The organism is Streptomyces sp. DH41 (assembly GCF_029813785.1).
Taxonomy (GTDB): Bacteria; Actinomycetota; Actinomycetes; order Streptomycetales; family Streptomycetaceae; genus Streptomyces.
In genome coordinates, this window is the sequence record NZ_JARVKY010000010.1 from 217,967 (window position 1) to 232,820 (window position 14,854).

Consider the following 14,854-nt stretch of genomic DNA (forward strand, 5'->3'; position numbering starts at 1 on the left):
GTAGCAACAATCCGCCGGGAGCAAGCCACCAGGAGGCAGACCATGTCCGGACCCCGCACCGTCCGAGCGCCACGCGGTACGACGCCGAGCGCCCTGGGCTGGCAGCAGGAGGCCGCCCTGCGGATGCTGCAGAACAACCTCGACCCCGAGGTCGCCGAGCACCCCGACAAGCTCGTCGTCTACGGCGGTACGGGAAAGGCCGCCCGCGACTGGCGTTCCTTCGACGCCATGGTCCGCACGCTGCGCACCCTCAAGCAGGACGAGACGATGCTCGTCCAGTCCGGCCGCCCCGTCGGCGTCATGCAGACCCACGAGTGGGCCCCGCGCGTCCTCATCGCCAACTCCAACCTCGTCGGCGACTGGGCCAACTGGGAGGAGTTCCGCCGCCTGGAGGCCCTCGGCCTGACCATGTACGGGCAGATGACGGCCGGCTCCTGGATCTACATCGGCACCCAGGGCATCCTCCAGGGCACCTACGAGACCTTCGCCGCCGTCGCCGCCAAGCTGCATTCCACGGGTAAGGGGGTCGGCGGCACCCTCGCCGGGACCATCACCCTCACCGCCGGCCTCGGCGGCATGGGAGGCGCCCAGCCCCTCGCCGTCACCATGAACGACGGTGTCGCGATCTGTATCGACTGCGACCCGCGAGCCATCGACCGCCGCATCGAGCACCGCTTCCTCGACGTGAAGGCCGACTCCCTCGACCACGCCCTCCAGCTGGCCACCGACGCCCGCGACCGGCGCGAGCCGCTCTCCATCGGCGTCCTCGGCAACGCCGCCGACATGGTCCCCCAACTGCTCGCCATGGGCGCCCCCATCGACATCGTCACCGACCAGACCTCGGCCCACGACCCGCTGGCCTACCTGCCCACCGGGATCGCCTTCGAGGACATGGCCGACGCCGCCGCCAAGGACCCGGCCGGCTTCACCACCCGCGCCCGCGAGTCCATGGCCCGGCACGTCGAGGCCATGGTCGGCTTCCAGGACGCCGGCGCCGAGGTCTTCGACTACGGCAACTCCATCCGCGGCGAGGCCCGGCTCGCCGGCTACGACCGGGCCTTCGCCTTCCCCGGCTTCGTCCCCGCCTACATCCGCCCCCTCTTCTGCGAGGGCAAGGGCCCCTTCCGCTGGGCCGCGCTGTCCGGCGACCCCGCCGACATCGCCAGGACCGACAAGGCGATCCTCGACCTCTTCCCCGAGAACGAGTCCCTCGCCCGCTGGATCAGGATGGCGGGGGAGCGGGTCCGCTTCCAGGGACTGCCCGCCCGTATCTGCTGGCTCGGCTACGGCGAGCGCGACAAGGCCGGCGAGCGGTTCAACGACATGGTGGCGAGCGGCGAGCTGGCCGCGCCCCTCGTCCTCGGCCGCGACCACCTCGACTGCGGCTCCGTCGCCTCCCCGTACCGCGAGACCGAGGCGATGCTCGACGGCTCCGACGCCATCGCCGACTGGCCGCTGCTCAACGCCATGGTCAACGTGGCCTCCGGCGCCTCCTGGGTCTCCCTGCACCACGGCGGCGGCGTCGGCATGGGCCGCTCCCTCCACGCCGGTCAGGTCACCGTCGCCGACGGCACCGCGCTGGCCGGCGAGAAGATCCGCCGCGTCCTCACCAACGACCCCGGCATGGGCGTCATCCGGCACGTCGACGCCGGGTACGACATCGCCGACTCGGTCGCCGGGGAGCGGGGCGTGCGGGTGCCCATGCGCGAGGGCGACGGGACGCGCGAGAGTGACGGGACGCGCGAGAGTGACGGGACGCGCGAGAGTGACGGCGCGCGCGAGGGTGGCGACGCGTGAGCTTCCACAGCATGTGGGCGGAGCTGCTGCCGGTCGGCCGCAGCTCCGCCTCCGGCGGCTACCGCCGCTACGCCTGGACCGGCGCCGACGCCGACTGCCGGACCTGGTTCCGGGAGCAGGCCGAGGCCCGCGGACTGACCTACGAGCTCGACCGCAACGGCAACCAGTGGGCCTGGCTCGGCGACCCCGCCGCCCAGAACGCCGTCGTCACCGGCTCCCACCTGGACTCCGTGCCCGACGGCGGCGCCTTCGACGGCCCTCTCGGCGTGGTGTCCGCCTTCGCGGCCCTGGACGAACTGCGCGGGAGGGGAGCGCGCCTCGCCAGACCCCTCGGCATCGTCAACTTCGGCGACGAGGAGGGCGCCCGCTTCGGCCTCGCCTGCGTCGGCTCCCGGCTCACCGCGGGCGCGCTCACCGTCGAGCAGGCCCACCGCCTGACCGACGGCGACGGCATCACGCTCCCGCGGGCCATGGAGGCCGCCGGGTACGACCCGGACACCATCGGACCCGACCCCGAGCGCCTCGCCCGCATCGGCGCCTTCGTCGAGCTCCACGTCGAACAGGGCCGCGCCCTCGACCTGTCCGGCGACCGGATCGGCCTCGCCAGCGCCATCTGGCCGCACGGCCGCTGGCGGTTCGACTTCCGCGGCGAGGCCAACCACGCCGGCACCACCCGGCTCCCCGACCGGCACGACCCCATGCTGAGCTACGCCGAGACCGTCCTCGCCGCCCGCCGCGAGGCGGAACTCGCCGGTGCCGTCGCCACCTTCGGCAAGATCGCCGTCGAGCCCAACGGCGTCAACGCCATCCCGTCCCTCGTACGCGGCTGGCTCGACTCCCGCGCCGCCGACCAGGAAAGCCTGGACACCGTGGTGACCGGCATCGAGAAGGCCGCCCGCGAGTACGCCGCCGCCCACGGCGTCGACCTCGACGTCGAACGCGAGTCCTTCACGCCCGTCGTCGATTTCGACCACGCCCTGCGCGACGAACTCGCCCGCATCCTCGGCGGCGACACGGAAGCGGATCCCGAGGTGCCCGTCCTCGGCACCGGTGCCGGACACGACGCCGGAATCCTCTCCGGACGCGTCCCGACCGCCATGCTGTTCGTACGCAACCCCACCGGCGTCTCGCACTCCCCGGCCGAGTACGCCGCCGAGGACGACTGCGTGGCCGGGGTGAGCGCACTCGCCGACGTACTGGAAGGGCTGGCCCGCACGTGACCCCCACCGACACCGAGCGGACCCGGACGTACTGGCTGGAACACGCCTGGCTCGGCACCCACGTCGAGCCGGGCGTCGCCCTCGACGTGCACGCCGGTCGCATCACCGCCGTCCGCCAGGACACCCCCACCCCGCCCCCCGGCGCCGAGATCCTGCGCGGACTGACCCTCCCCGGCCTCGCCAACGCCCACAGCCACGCCTTCCACCGCGCCCTGCGCGGCACCGTCCAGGTCGGCTCCGGCACCTTCTGGACCTGGCGCGAGGTCATGTACTCCGTCGCCGACCGGCTGACCCCCGAGGCCTACCGTCAGCTCGCCCGCGCGGTGTACGCGGAGATGGCCCTCGCCGGCGTCACCACCGTCGGCGAGTTCCACTACGTCCACCACGCCCCGGGCGGCACCCCCTACGCCGACCCCAACGCGATGGGCGAGGCCCTGATCGAGGCCGCCGCCGAAGCCGGCGTCCGCATCACCCTCCTCGACACCTGCTACCTGTCCGCCGGTTTCGGGCAGCCCCCGAACACCCACCAGCTCCGCTTCCGCGACGGCACGGCGGAAGCCTGGGCGGAACGCTGTTCACTTCTCAAGGAACGGGATCACGCACGGATCGGAGCGGCGATCCACTCCGTACGGGCCGTGCCCGCCGACCAGCTGGCGACCGTGGCGCGCTGGGCCGAGGAGCGGCGGGCCCCGCTGCATGCGCACCTGTCCGAGCAGACCGCCGAGAACGACGCCTGCCGCGACGCCCACGGCTGCTCCCCGACCCGGCTCCTCGCCGACCACGGCGTGCTCGGCCCCCGCACCACCGGCGTCCACAACACCCACCTCACCGACGAGGACATCGCCCTGCTCGGCGGCAGCCGCACCGGCACCTGCATGTGCCCCACCACGGAACGCGACCTCGCCGACGGCATCGGCCCCGCGGCCGCCCTTCAGCGGGCGGGCTCCCCGCTCTGTCTCGGCTCCGACAGCCACGCCGTCGTCGACCTGCTGGAGGAGGCCCGCGCCATGGAGCTGAACGAGCGCCTGCGCACCCGCACCCGCGGCCACTGGACCGCCGCCGCCCTGCTGCGCGCCGCCACCGCCGACGGCCACGCCGCCCTCGGCTGGGACGACGCCGGGACCATCGAGGCCGGGGCCCGCGCCGACCTCACCACCCTCGCCCTCGACTCCGTCAGAACAGCGGGGCCGCTGCCCAGGCTCGGCGCCGAGACGGCCGTATTCGCGGCGACGGCAGCGGACGTGCGGCACACGGTCGTGGGCGGACGGCACGTCGTACGCGACGGGGCGCACACCCTCGTACCCGATGTGCCACAGGCCCTCGCGCGGGCCGTCGAAGCCCTGCGCGCGTGACCGCGCCCGCCCGCCCCCACTTCCGCTCCCGCCCCCACATCCGCTTCCGCCCGCACGAGGACGTCACGGACACCATGAGCAGCAGCACCGTCATCACCAACATCGCCGCACTCGTCACCAACGACCCCTCCCTGGGTGACAACTCCCCCCTCGGACTGGTCCGGGACGCGGCCGTCGTCATCGACGGCGACCGCGTCGCGTGGACCGGTGAATCAAGCAAAGCACCCGCCACTGACAACCGCCTCGACGCCGGCGGCCGGGCGGTCCTCCCCGGCTTCGTCGACTCCCACTCCCACCTCCTGTTCGGCGGTGACCGCACCGAGGAGTTCAACGCCCGCATGTCCGGCCGCCCCTACAGCGCCGGCGGCATCCGCACCACCGTCGCCGCGACCCGGGCCGCGAGCGACGCGGAACTGGAGGCGGGCCTCACCCGTTACCTCGAAGAGGCCCTGCGCCAGGGCACCACCACCTTCGAGACCAAGTCCGGCTACGGCCTGACCACCGCCGACGAGTCCCGCGCCCTGCGGGTCGCCGCCCGCCACACCGACGAGGTCACCTTCCTCGGCGCCCACATCGTCGCCCCCGAACTCGCCGACGACCCGGCCGCCTACGTCGCCCTCGTCACCGGCGAGATGCTCGACGCCTGCGCCCCGTACGCCCGCTGGATCGACGTGTTCTGCGAGAAGGGCGCCTTCGACGGCGACCAGGCCCGCGCGATCCTCACCGCCGGCAAGGCCAAGGGACTGCACCCCCGCGTCCACGCCAACCAGCTCTCCCACGGCCCCGGCGTCCAGCTCGCCGTGGACCTCGACGCGGCCAGCGCCGACCACTGCACCCACCTCACCGACACCGACGTGGACGCCCTCGCGAACAGCCGCACCGTCGCCACCCTGCTCCCCGGCGCCGAGTTCTCCACCCGCGCCGAGTGGCCGGACGCCCGGCGCCTGATCGACGCCGGCGTGACGGTCGCGCTGTCCACCGACTGCAACCCCGGCTCGTCCTTCACGTCCTCGGTGCCCTTCTGCGTCGCGCTCGCCGTACGGGACATGGGGATGACCCCCGACGAGGCCGTCTGGTCGGCCACCGCGGGCGGCGCGGCCGCCCTGCGCCGCGACGACATCGGCCGCCTCACCCCGGGCGCCTACGCCGACCTGACCCTCCTCGACGCCCCCAGCCATGTCCACCTGGCCTACCGGCCCGGAGTTCCCCTGGTCGCGGGCGTGTGGCGACGGGGCGTACAGATGGTGTGAGCGGCGCGCGCTTCGGCGGGAGCGCAGCCGAGAGGGCGGCGCGGCCCTCGACAGCCCGAAGGGGGGCGGCCCGGTTCCGGACCGCCCCCCTGGAGGGCAAGCGTCGCGCGGTGAGGGTTTACTCCTCGACCGTGAGCCCCTTGCGCAGTCGTACGAGTGTCCGCGACAGCAGGCGCGAGACGTGCATCTGGGAGATGCCCAGTTCCTCGCCGATCTCCGACTGGGTCATCCCCGCGACGAAGCGGAGCGAGAGGATCTTCCGGTCCCGGGACGGGAGTTCGGCGATCAGCGGCTTCAGCGACTCGACGTACTCGATGCCCTCGAGTCCGTGGTCCTCGTAACCGATGCGGTCGGCCAGCGCGCCCTCGGCGTCGTCCTCCTCCGGCTGGGCGTCCAGCGAGGAGGCGGTGTAGGCGTTGGACGCCGCCATGCCCTCGACGACCTCGTCCTTGGACAGGCCGAGGTGCTCGGCCAGTTCGCTCACCGTGGGGGCGCGGTCGAGGCGCTGGGCCAGCTCGTCGCCGGCCTTGGCCAGGTCGAGCCGCAGCTCCTGGAGGCGGCGCGGGACGCGCACGGACCACGAGGTGTCGCGGAAGAAGCGCTTGATCTCGCCGATGATGGTCGGCATCGCGAACGTGGGGAACTCCACACCGCGGGACGTCTCGAAGCGGTCGATCGCCTTGATCAGGCCGATCGTGCCGACCTGGATGATGTCCTCCATCGGCTCGCTGCGGGAGCGGAAGCGGGAGGCGGCGAACTTGACCAGCGCGAGGTTGAGCTCGACGAGCGTGTTGCGTACGTACGCGTACTCGTGGGTGCCTTCCTCCAGCGACTCCAGCCGCTCGAAGAGGGTCTTGGACAGGGCCCGGGCGTCCGCCGGAGCAACCTCGTCGTAAGCGGGGATGTCCGGAAGCCCGGCGAGTGCGCCGTCGTGGTCGACGACCGCGTCATGATGCTCGATGGGATCCAGATGTTCCGGAGGGAGTGTCGACGTCGCTTCTTGGGTACGCGATCCGTCGAGCCGGGGTGACATGATGTCCTCCATCGTTCTCGGCATACGGCTGCCGAAGCCAGTTACGTGCACTGCGGTGTGCGGCGCCTCCAAAGCCGGCCGTGTCGGTTTACGTGTCCTACTAGCCCTACCGGGTTTACCGAGCCCACCGCAAGTGTGTTATGTGCGAGTATGTCCGTTTGTGTGCGGTTGTTCGGGTGTCGGAGTGCGCTGGGAAGGCGTAGTGTTCGAGGGCGTCAGCAAGCAGTCACGACCTCGGGAGAGAAAACGGCATGGACCGCGGGACGGTCGGCAGTGCCCAGTCGGGCCGGCTACTGGTGGAGGTGCGGGACGAGGGCCCCAGTGCCGTCGTGACTCCGGCGGGTGAGTTGGATCATCACACCGCCGATTTGTTGCGCGAGCCCCTGGAGGACTGTCTCGCCAAGGGATTCAACCGGCTTGTCGTCGACTGCTCGCGTCTGGAGTTCTGCGACTCCACAGGGCTCAACGTCCTGCTCGGCGCGCGGTTGAAGGCGGAGGCCGCGGGGGGCGGTGTGCATCTGGTGGCCATGCAGCCCGTAGTGGCTCGCGTGTTCGAGATCACGGGGGCCGAAGCGGTCTTCACCCTCCATGACACGCTTGAGGCCGCCCTGGCCGACGCGACCGGCTGAGCCGGTCCTTGTCCAGCCGGCGACGGGTCTCGCGCGCCCCCTGGGGCAGGGGTTTTCGCCCCGTCCGAGGTTTCGTGCCGAATACAGGGGTGTTCGGACGGTCCGGTCGGGCAGGAGACCCCCTGAACCGACTGTGTACGACGTACGACTTTGAAACGTGAACTGGTGAATCGGTGAGGTGAAGCGCTGATGAGCACCACCCGGCCCTACTCGCCGGGCGACCGTGGTCCGGAGCCCAGCGGCGCTTCCGGGGCGTCCGAGGGGGGCGCGTCCGGGACCGGGGAGTCCGAGGGTGGCGTGCCCGCCGGGCAGTCCGCCGTGATCGGGGGGTCCGTGTCCTCGTCCCCGTCCCCGCCCGCGTCCGGGGCCGCCGCGTCCGCGGGGGTCCCCGCCGGTGGCGGAGGGCGGCAGGTCCGCCGCCTCAGCTTCGACGACCAGAGCGGGGTGGTCCCGCTCGCTCGTGACTTCACCCGCCAGGCGCTGTACGCCTGGGGCTGGCTGCCCTCCGCCACCGCGGACCAGCGTGCCGCCGCCGAGGACGTACTGCTCGTGGTGTCCGAGCTGGTCACCAACGCCTGTCTGCATGCCGAGGGGCCGGACGAGCTGTGGATCACCTGTGAGAAGAAGGTGATCCGGCTGGAGGTCTCCGACCGGGGCACGGGGCAGCCGGCGCCGCGCACCCCGCACCGCGCCGGGCGTCCCGGCGGACACGGCATGTTCATCGTGCAGCGGCTGTGCCTGGACTGGGGTGTGGTGCGTACGCAGGGCGTCGCGGGCAAGAGGGTGTGGGCGGAGCTGGGGGCGCCGGCGTAGGCGTGTGCCTGCGGCGCTCTTCCGGCCTTTTCCCACCCGCCCACCCGTCTCGGTCGGCCGAGGAGGCCCCCTCCTGGGGCTCCGCCCCAGACCCCGGCGGGGCCCGCGCCCTCGGCGCTACCCCCTCACCTCGAACCACAGCAGCTTCCCGGCGCCCCTCGCGAGCAGGTCGTCACCCAGCGACCATCCACCCCACGAGTCCGCGCACGCCCGCACGAGGTGCAGCCCGCGCCCGCCCTCCGCGTCCCCCGACGGGGCGGGCGTCGTACGGCGCTCTCCCGGCGGTTCCGCGAAGGGCGAGGGAATGTGCGGGTGGCTGTCCCACACCCCGACTCGCAGCCGCCCGTCACTCAGTGCGGTGAGGCGCAGCGAGCACGGTCCGCGGGTGTGCCGGTAGGCATTGGTGACCAGCTCCGACGTCAACAGCTCGACGGTGTCCAGTACTCCGTGCCGCCCGTGCCCACCGAGGGCGGCCCGTACGGTCATGCGTGCGACGCGTGCGGCTCTCGGGTCGTGCGGCAGGCGGAGGGCGTACGCCCAGGTGTCGGACGGGGATACGGTGCCCATGAAGCAGCCTTTCTGGAGCGAGGGGGTTCGGCTGCCCAACGGCCGCGCCGAGCGGTGGCTGTGCCTGTGGGGGTGCGCTTCCGGCTTACGGGGGCGGGAGGTTGGGCGGTGAAGCGAAACTCACCATAGAGGGTTCGATGTGATACTTAACATCGAACAGAGCAGAGGATTTACATTTCCCTCGTGCGAGTGACGCGAGGGAGCGCGCCGTGACGAGAGAAGGACCGTGCCGCCCAGCACCCCGCCCACCTTGCGCCAGCAACGCCTCGGCGCCGAACTCCGCAAGCTCCGTGAACACTCGGGCCTGACCTCGACCGCTGCTGCGGCACTCCTCGGTCTCAAACAGGCGCAGATCAGCAGCATCGAGTCGGGCCGCTATGCCGTGGGCGCGGAGCGGGTGCGTACCCTCGCTCGCGCGTACAGCTCCCCCGACGAAGCACTGGTGGAGGCGCTGGTCGCCATGACGGGCGGCCGCACCCGTGGCTGGTGGGACGACTACCGGGAATATCTCCCGGTTGGCCTGATCGATCTGGCGGAACTGGAACACCACGCGACGGCGCTGCGCGTGGCCCTCCCGCTACACATCCCCGCGCTGTTGCAGACTGCCGATCACGCCCGGGCCATGCTCAGGGAAGCCGTTCCGCCCTTCCGGTCGTACGAGCTCGAGCACCGCCTCTCGTACCGCATCAAGCGGCAGGAGGTCCTCCATCGCGCCGGAGGCATCCCCTACACGGCCCTGGTGCACGAGGCAGCGCTGCGGATGCAGTACGGAGGACCTGACGTCACCCGTGCCCAGCTGCTCCACATCCTCGAACTGAGCGAACAGGGCAACGTGACCGTTCGGGTCATCCCGTACGCCTCGCCTCACTTCCCGGGTAACGGTCAGCCCTTCGACTACGCGGCTGGCCCGGTCCCTCAACTCGACACCGTCCAGTTGGACACCCACCACGGCGGGTGCGAGTTCTTGGACGCGGAGGCCCAGCTCTCGAAGTACCGGACGCTCCTCGACCGCATGGAGACCTGCGCGCTCGATGCCGCCGAGTCCCGCAAGTTCATCGAACACCTCACCCAGAGCCTCTGAAAGGAAGAACGTGCAGCCTCTCACCTGGCGCAAGTCCACCTACAGCCCCGACGGTTCGAACTGCGTCGAGATAGCCACCACCGCGACCGTCACCCTGGTCCGCGACTCCAAGACCCCGACCGGATCACGCATCGCTTTCCCCCGCACCGCATGGGCGGACTTCCTCTCGGGCATGGCGAGAGCAGGCGCGGAGAGCCGCCCGTAATCTCCGGAGCCCCCCGAACGCCCGGAGGGCCACCGCGTCCACCCGGACGCGATGACCCTCCGCGGAACAGGACCGCCAGGCCGGATCGGCTCAGCGCACGTCGCCCATGAGTTCCTTGACGCGCTTGCGGTACATCCAGATCGCGATACCGGCGACCACGGCGAGCGTGGCCTCCGCGGCCACGATGCCCGTCTTGTTCAGGTCGACGCCGGCGATGGAGAGCAGACCGGTCGTCGCGTCACCGGCGGTGACGGCCAGGAACCAGACGCCCATCATCTGCGAGGCGTACTTCACGGGCGCCATCTTCGTGGTGACCGACAGGCCGACCGGGGAGAGCATCAGCTCACCGCAGGTCTGCACGAAGTAGATCGCCACCAGCCACAGCGCGGCAGCCTTGTGGCCGCCCTCCGCGATGGACAGCGGGGCCAGGAAGAGGAAGAAGGACGCGCCGACCAGGACCAGGCCGAAGGAGAACTTGACGATCGTGCTCGGCTCCTTGCCGCGCCGCGCGAGCGCCAGCCACACCGTGGCGAAGACCGGGGCCAGGGCCATGATGATGACCGGGTTGACCGACTGGAACCACGAGACCGGGAACTCCCAGCCGAAGACGCTGGTGTCGGTGGAGGAGTCGGCGAACAGCGACAGGGTCGAGCCGCCCTGGTCGTAGATCATCCAGAAGACGGCCGCGGCGACGAAGAACCAGATGTACGCGGACATCTTCGACTGCTCGGCGCGGTCCAGGTCCTTGTCGCGCTTGATGCGGGTCAGCACCAGCACCGGGATGATCACGCCGAGCAGGGTCAGCGGGACCAGGATCCAGTTCAGGGTGTAGTTGCCGGAGAAGCCGACGATCGCGTAGAAGACGACGGCGAGGGCGGCCCAGAAGGCGGCCTTGCGCAGGGTGGAGGTCTTCTCCGCCGTCGTCAGCGGCTTCGGGACCACGCTGGAGTGCGGCGCCAGGTGACGGCTGCCGAGCAGGAACTGCACCACGCCCAGACCCATGCCGACCGCGGCGAGCGCGAAGCCCAGGTGCCAGTTGACGTTCTCACCGATGGTGCCGATGATCAGCGGCGCGGCGAAGGCACCGAGGTTGATGCCCATGTAGAAGACGGTGAAGCCACCGTCGCGGCGCGGATCGTCGGGGCCGCTGTAGAGCTGGCCGACCATCGTGGAGATGTTGGCCTTCAGCAGACCCGAGCCGATGGCGACCAGACCGAGGCCCGCGAAGAACGTGCCGGAGGACGGCAGCGCCAGCGTGAGGTGGCCGAGCATGATCACGCCACCGGCGACGGCGACGGTCTTGCGGGGACCCCAGACACGGTCGCCGAACCAGCCGCCCGGCATCGTGAGCAGGTACACCAGCGAGAGGTACACCGAGTAGATCGCGGTCGCGGTGCCGGCGTTCATGCCGAGACCGCCGGGGGCCACCAGGTACAGCGGGAGCAGGGCCCTCATGCCGTAGTAGGAGAAACGCTCCCACATCTCGGTCATGAAGAGAGTGGCCAGTCCGCGGGGGTGGCCGAAGAAGGTCTTCTCGGATCCGGGGGTGCCCGGAGAGACCGAGTCCTTCGTCAGGCTGGACGCCATGGTCGATCCTTGCTGGTCGGGACGCGCTCATGAGGCGATGCGCGCCCGGTGGGGGAGGCGGCCGGCACCGGCGGCTCGTCATCCGTCCACCCCACGCCTGAGGGATTCCGCTCCGGATCACGAAGCGGTGGACGGCGGCCACCGGGATCCACGCCTCCGCGCGCGGCACTGCACGCGTTGAGGCCCGGCCACAGGTCATTCCTTTCAAGGCCGGCCGTGGGGGCCGGCCCGCACACAAAAGAGACCCTCAGCGTCGTACTGTCGCCAAAGGGTCCCCTGGGTGCTACAGGCGCTGATTCACCATACGGCAGGACACCGCCCGGTATGGAAGGACTTGAGACGCGGATCACAGGTGATACTGGAACCGCGAACGATCTTTCGAAGGTCCATCACAGGATGGCACCCCACAGCCGCAGGTTCGCACAAGGGGTCGGCGGTGGGCCGAGTGGGCAGGTCACGCGGCGGGTGCCCGGCTTGTCCGCAGGTAAGAGATCCTCGGGTCGATCACGCCCCGGGCGCTGCTCCGAGCGGACTACCATCAGCTCATGACCCGTGTACTGCTCGCCGAGGACGACGCGTCCATCTCGGAGCCGCTGGCCCGCGCACTGCGCCGGGAAGGGTACGAGGTCGAGGTGCGTGAGGACGGACCCACCGCACTCGACGCCGGCCTGCAGGGCGGCGTCGACCTGGTCGTGCTGGACCTGGGCCTGCCGGGCATGGACGGGCTGGAGGTCGCCCGCCGGCTGCGCTCCGAGGGCCACGCCGTGCCGATCCTGATCCTGACCGCGCGCGCCGACGAGGTGGACACCGTCGTCGGCCTGGACGCGGGCGCCGACGACTACGTCACCAAGCCCTTCCGCCTCGCCGAGCTGCTCGCCCGGGTCCGTGCCCTGCTGCGGCGCGGTTCCGTCGAGCCTCCACAGCCGCCCGCGACGCACGGTGTGCGCATCGACGTCGAGTCGCACCGGGCCTGGATGGGCGAGGAGGAGCTCCAGCTCACCGCCAAGGAGTTCGACCTGCTGCGGGTGCTGGTGCGCGACGCCGGCCGGGTCGTCACCCGCGACCAGTTGATGCGCGAGGTCTGGGACACCACCTGGTGGTCGTCGACCAAGACCCTCGACATGCACATCTCCTGGCTGCGCAAGAAGCTGGGGGACGACGCGGCGAACCCCCGCTACATCGCCACCGTGCGCGGCGTCGGTTTCCGTTTCGAGAAGAACTGAGCGCCCGCAGGGCCTGCCCGGGTAAGAGGACATGCGCCGTCGACTGATCCAGTCCACGCTCGCCGTGGTGCTCATCGTGATCGCCGTGTTCGGCGTCTCCCTCGTGATCGTCGAGACCCGGACGATCAGCAGCTCCGCGCAGGAGCGGGTCGACCTGGAGGCGGTGCGGCTGGCCAGCATCGTGGACAGCCGGCTGCTCGGCACCGGATCGGTCGACGCCAAGTTCCTGCGGGAGCAGGTCCGGGACGCCCGGTACGCCGAGATCAGGATCCCCGGCAAGCCGGTCATCGAGGTCGGCAGCCGGCCGACCGGCGAGGTCATCCGCGGCAAGGCCACCGGCGAGGAGGGCGAGACCGTCCTCGTCGAGGAGCCGAGCTCCGCGGTGACCCGTGAGGTCGGCCGGACCCTGCTGATCATCGGCCTGGTGGCGCTGCTCGCGGTGATCGCGGCGGTGCTGCTGGCGATCCGGCAGGCCAACCGGCTCGCCTCCCCGCTCACCGACCTCGCCGAGACCGCCGAACGCCTCGGCTCCGGCGACCCGCGCCCGAGGCACAAGCGCTACGGCGTCCCCGAGCTGGACCGCGTCGCGGACGTGCTGGACTCCTCCGCCGAGCGCATCGCCCGGATGCTCACCGCCGAGCGCCGCCTGGCCGCCGACGCCTCCCACCAGTTGCGTACGCCGCTGACCGCGCTGTCCATGCGGCTGGAGGAGATCACCCTCACCGACGAGCCGGAGACGGTGAAGGAGGAGGCCACGATCGCGCTGTCGCAGGTGGAGCGGCTGACGGACGTCGTGGACCGGCTGCTGACGAACTCCCGCGACCCGCGCAGCGGCTCCGCCGTCACCTTCGAGCTGGACGACGTCATCCAGCAGCAGATCGACGAGTGGCGCCCCGCCTACCGGAGCGAGGGACGGGCGATCGTCAGCTCCGGCAAACGGCATCTGACGGCCGTGGGCACCCCGGGCGCCGTGGCGCAGGTGCTGGCGGCGCTGATCGAGAACTCCCTGATGCACGGGGGCGGCACGGTGGCCCTGCGGACCCGGGTGACCGGCAACCAGGCGGTGGTCGAGGTCACCGACGAGGGACTCGGCGTCCCGGCCGACCTGGGGGCGCGGATCTTCGAGCGCGCGATCAGCGGGCGGAACTCGACGGGCATCGGCCTCGCCGTCGCCCGCGACCTGGCCGAGGCGGACGGCGGCCGGTTGGAGCTCCTCCAGGGCCGCCCCCCGGTGTTCGGCCTGTTCCTGTCGCGCACGCCGCCGTCGAAGAAGCCGTCCGGGGACTCGGGGGAGACGGTGCGCTAGGCGTACCGCACGACGGTGCGCCAAGGCGTACCGCACTGGGCGTCACGCGTCGAGAGGGTGGCCTCGGTCGTCCTCAGCGCTGCGCCGCGGGGGCGCCGTCGGGGGCGCGTACGGCCGTCGGCTCCTCGTGCTCCAGGAAGGTCTCCGCCCGCGTCACCGGCCGGCGGGCCGGCCGCGTGCGGAAGACCCAGCTGCGGTACGACCAGAAGCGGAACAGCGTGCCGATGCCGATGCCGAGGAACTTGAAGATGTTGCTCTGCAGCGGGCTGTCCCAGCCGAAGCCGTACGTCGCCGTGTACAGCACGCCGTTCTCGATCACCAGCCCGACCGCGCTGAACAGCAGGAACAGCGACATCTCGCGGGTTTGGCGGCTCTTGTCGCGGTCCCGGTAGGTGAAGTAGCGGAACCCCAGGTAGTTGAAGGCGATCGCGACGACGGTCGCGACGATGCTGGCCCGCACCACGTGGAGGTCGGTCACGTGCCGTACCAGGTTGAAGACGAGGAGGTTGACCAGGACCCCCGCGCCGCCCACCGCGCCGAACTTCACGACCTCGCGGACCAGCCCTTCGAGCCGATGCCGCACCGGGCCGCGCGGGGCCGGGGGCGTGGGTGATGCCGGGGGTGTCGCGGGAGCCGTATGAGCACCCGAGGAACCATGTTCCATGGTCGTGCAGGCCCCCGTCCGTCGGTTGGCGTCAATCCGTTCATGCTAACCACCCGGACGCGCGATCTTCCTGCGGACGGACCCGGAGCGACGCTCACGGAGGTCGGGACCGTCGGGGAAACGGCCG

The 14,854-nt window shown here is 71.3% G+C and carries 14 protein-coding genes; 10 read left to right on the top strand and 4 right to left on the bottom strand.

The genetic code is table 11. The annotated features are described in order from the left end of the window. Window positions 1–42: 42 nt before the first annotated feature. The 4 genes from hutU (at window position 43) to hutI (ending at window position 5,619) form a co-directional block, all read left to right on the top strand. Window positions 43–1,797, top strand: coding sequence for a urocanate hydratase (gene hutU / locus QC283_RS18880; protein WP_279562726.1), 1,755 nt, complete (start codon window positions 43–45; stop codon window positions 1,795–1,797). Continuing rightward, a complete protein-coding gene (locus QC283_RS18885) occupies window positions 1,794–3,017 on the top strand; it encodes an allantoate amidohydrolase (RefSeq protein ID WP_279562727.1) in 1,224 nt (407 codons plus the stop codon). Before hutU ends, QC283_RS18885 begins: the two co-directional genes overlap by 4 nt. Then, window positions 3,014–4,369 carry a formimidoylglutamate deiminase gene (locus QC283_RS18890; protein WP_279562728.1) on the top strand — a complete coding sequence of 452 codons (1,356 nt, stop codon included), beginning with the start codon at window positions 3,014–3,016 and terminating at the stop codon, window positions 4,367–4,369. Before QC283_RS18885 ends, QC283_RS18890 begins: the two co-directional genes overlap by 4 nt. A gap of 74 nt (window positions 4,370–4,443) precedes the next feature. Beyond that, window positions 4,444–5,619 (top strand): imidazolonepropionase, encoded by a 1,176-nt coding sequence (gene hutI, locus QC283_RS18895; protein WP_279562790.1) that lies wholly within the window; start codon window positions 4,444–4,446, stop codon window positions 5,617–5,619. A 118-nt stretch (window positions 5,620–5,737) separates the two neighbouring features. On the opposite strand, the gene QC283_RS18900 is transcribed toward hutI, so the two are convergent. After that, a complete protein-coding gene (locus QC283_RS18900; protein ID WP_279562729.1) occupies window positions 5,738–6,652 on the bottom strand; it encodes an RNA polymerase sigma factor SigF in 915 nt (304 codons plus the stop codon). Window positions 6,653–6,903: 251 nt separating this feature from the next. On the opposite strand from QC283_RS18900, the gene QC283_RS18905 reads away from it, so the two are divergent. Further along, complete coding sequence (locus tag QC283_RS18905; RefSeq protein WP_279562730.1) at window positions 6,904–7,281, top strand: STAS domain-containing protein; 378 nt, start codon at window positions 6,904–6,906, stop codon at window positions 7,279–7,281. 189 nt (window positions 7,282–7,470) lie between these two features. After that, entirely contained in the window at window positions 7,471–8,094 is a 624-nt protein-coding gene (locus QC283_RS18910) for an ATP-binding protein (protein WP_279562731.1), read from the top strand. Between the two features lie 117 nt (window positions 8,095–8,211). On the opposite strand, the gene QC283_RS18915 is transcribed toward QC283_RS18910, so the two are convergent. Next, window positions 8,212–8,661, bottom strand: a complete 450-nt coding sequence (locus tag QC283_RS18915; protein ID WP_279562732.1) for an ATP-binding protein — start codon at window positions 8,659–8,661, stop codon at window positions 8,212–8,214. Between the two features lie 226 nt (window positions 8,662–8,887). On the opposite strand from QC283_RS18915, the gene QC283_RS18920 reads away from it, so the two are divergent. Beyond that, complete coding sequence (locus QC283_RS18920; protein WP_279562733.1) at window positions 8,888–9,742, top strand: helix-turn-helix domain-containing protein; 855 nt, start codon at window positions 8,888–8,890, stop codon at window positions 9,740–9,742. 10 nt (window positions 9,743–9,752) lie between these two features. Beyond that, complete coding sequence (locus QC283_RS18925) at window positions 9,753–9,947, top strand: DUF397 domain-containing protein (protein WP_279562734.1); 195 nt, start codon at window positions 9,753–9,755, stop codon at window positions 9,945–9,947. Window positions 9,948–10,037: 90 nt separating this feature from the next. Here the strand turns inward: QC283_RS18925 and QC283_RS18930 are convergent, their stop codons facing one another. Next, window positions 10,038–11,534: an MFS transporter gene (locus QC283_RS18930; protein WP_279562735.1), complete on the bottom strand. Its 1,497-nt coding sequence runs from the start codon at window positions 11,532–11,534 to the stop codon at window positions 10,038–10,040. A gap of 545 nt (window positions 11,535–12,079) precedes the next feature. Here QC283_RS18930 and QC283_RS18935 point away from each other — a divergent pair. Both QC283_RS18935 and QC283_RS18940 read left to right on the top strand, forming a co-directional pair. Then, complete coding sequence (locus QC283_RS18935) at window positions 12,080–12,757, top strand: response regulator transcription factor (protein ID WP_053132192.1); 678 nt, start codon at window positions 12,080–12,082, stop codon at window positions 12,755–12,757. A gap of 31 nt (window positions 12,758–12,788) precedes the next feature. Next, entirely contained in the window at window positions 12,789–14,063 is a 1,275-nt protein-coding gene (locus QC283_RS18940; protein ID WP_279562736.1) for an ATP-binding protein, read from the top strand. Window positions 14,064–14,136: 73 nt separating this feature from the next. Here QC283_RS18940 and QC283_RS18945 read toward each other — a convergent pair whose 3' ends face one another. Further along, window positions 14,137–14,727 (bottom strand): GtrA family protein, encoded by a 591-nt coding sequence (locus QC283_RS18945; RefSeq protein ID WP_279562737.1) that lies wholly within the window; start codon window positions 14,725–14,727, stop codon window positions 14,137–14,139. Between the last annotated feature and the right edge of the window lie 127 nt (window positions 14,728–14,854).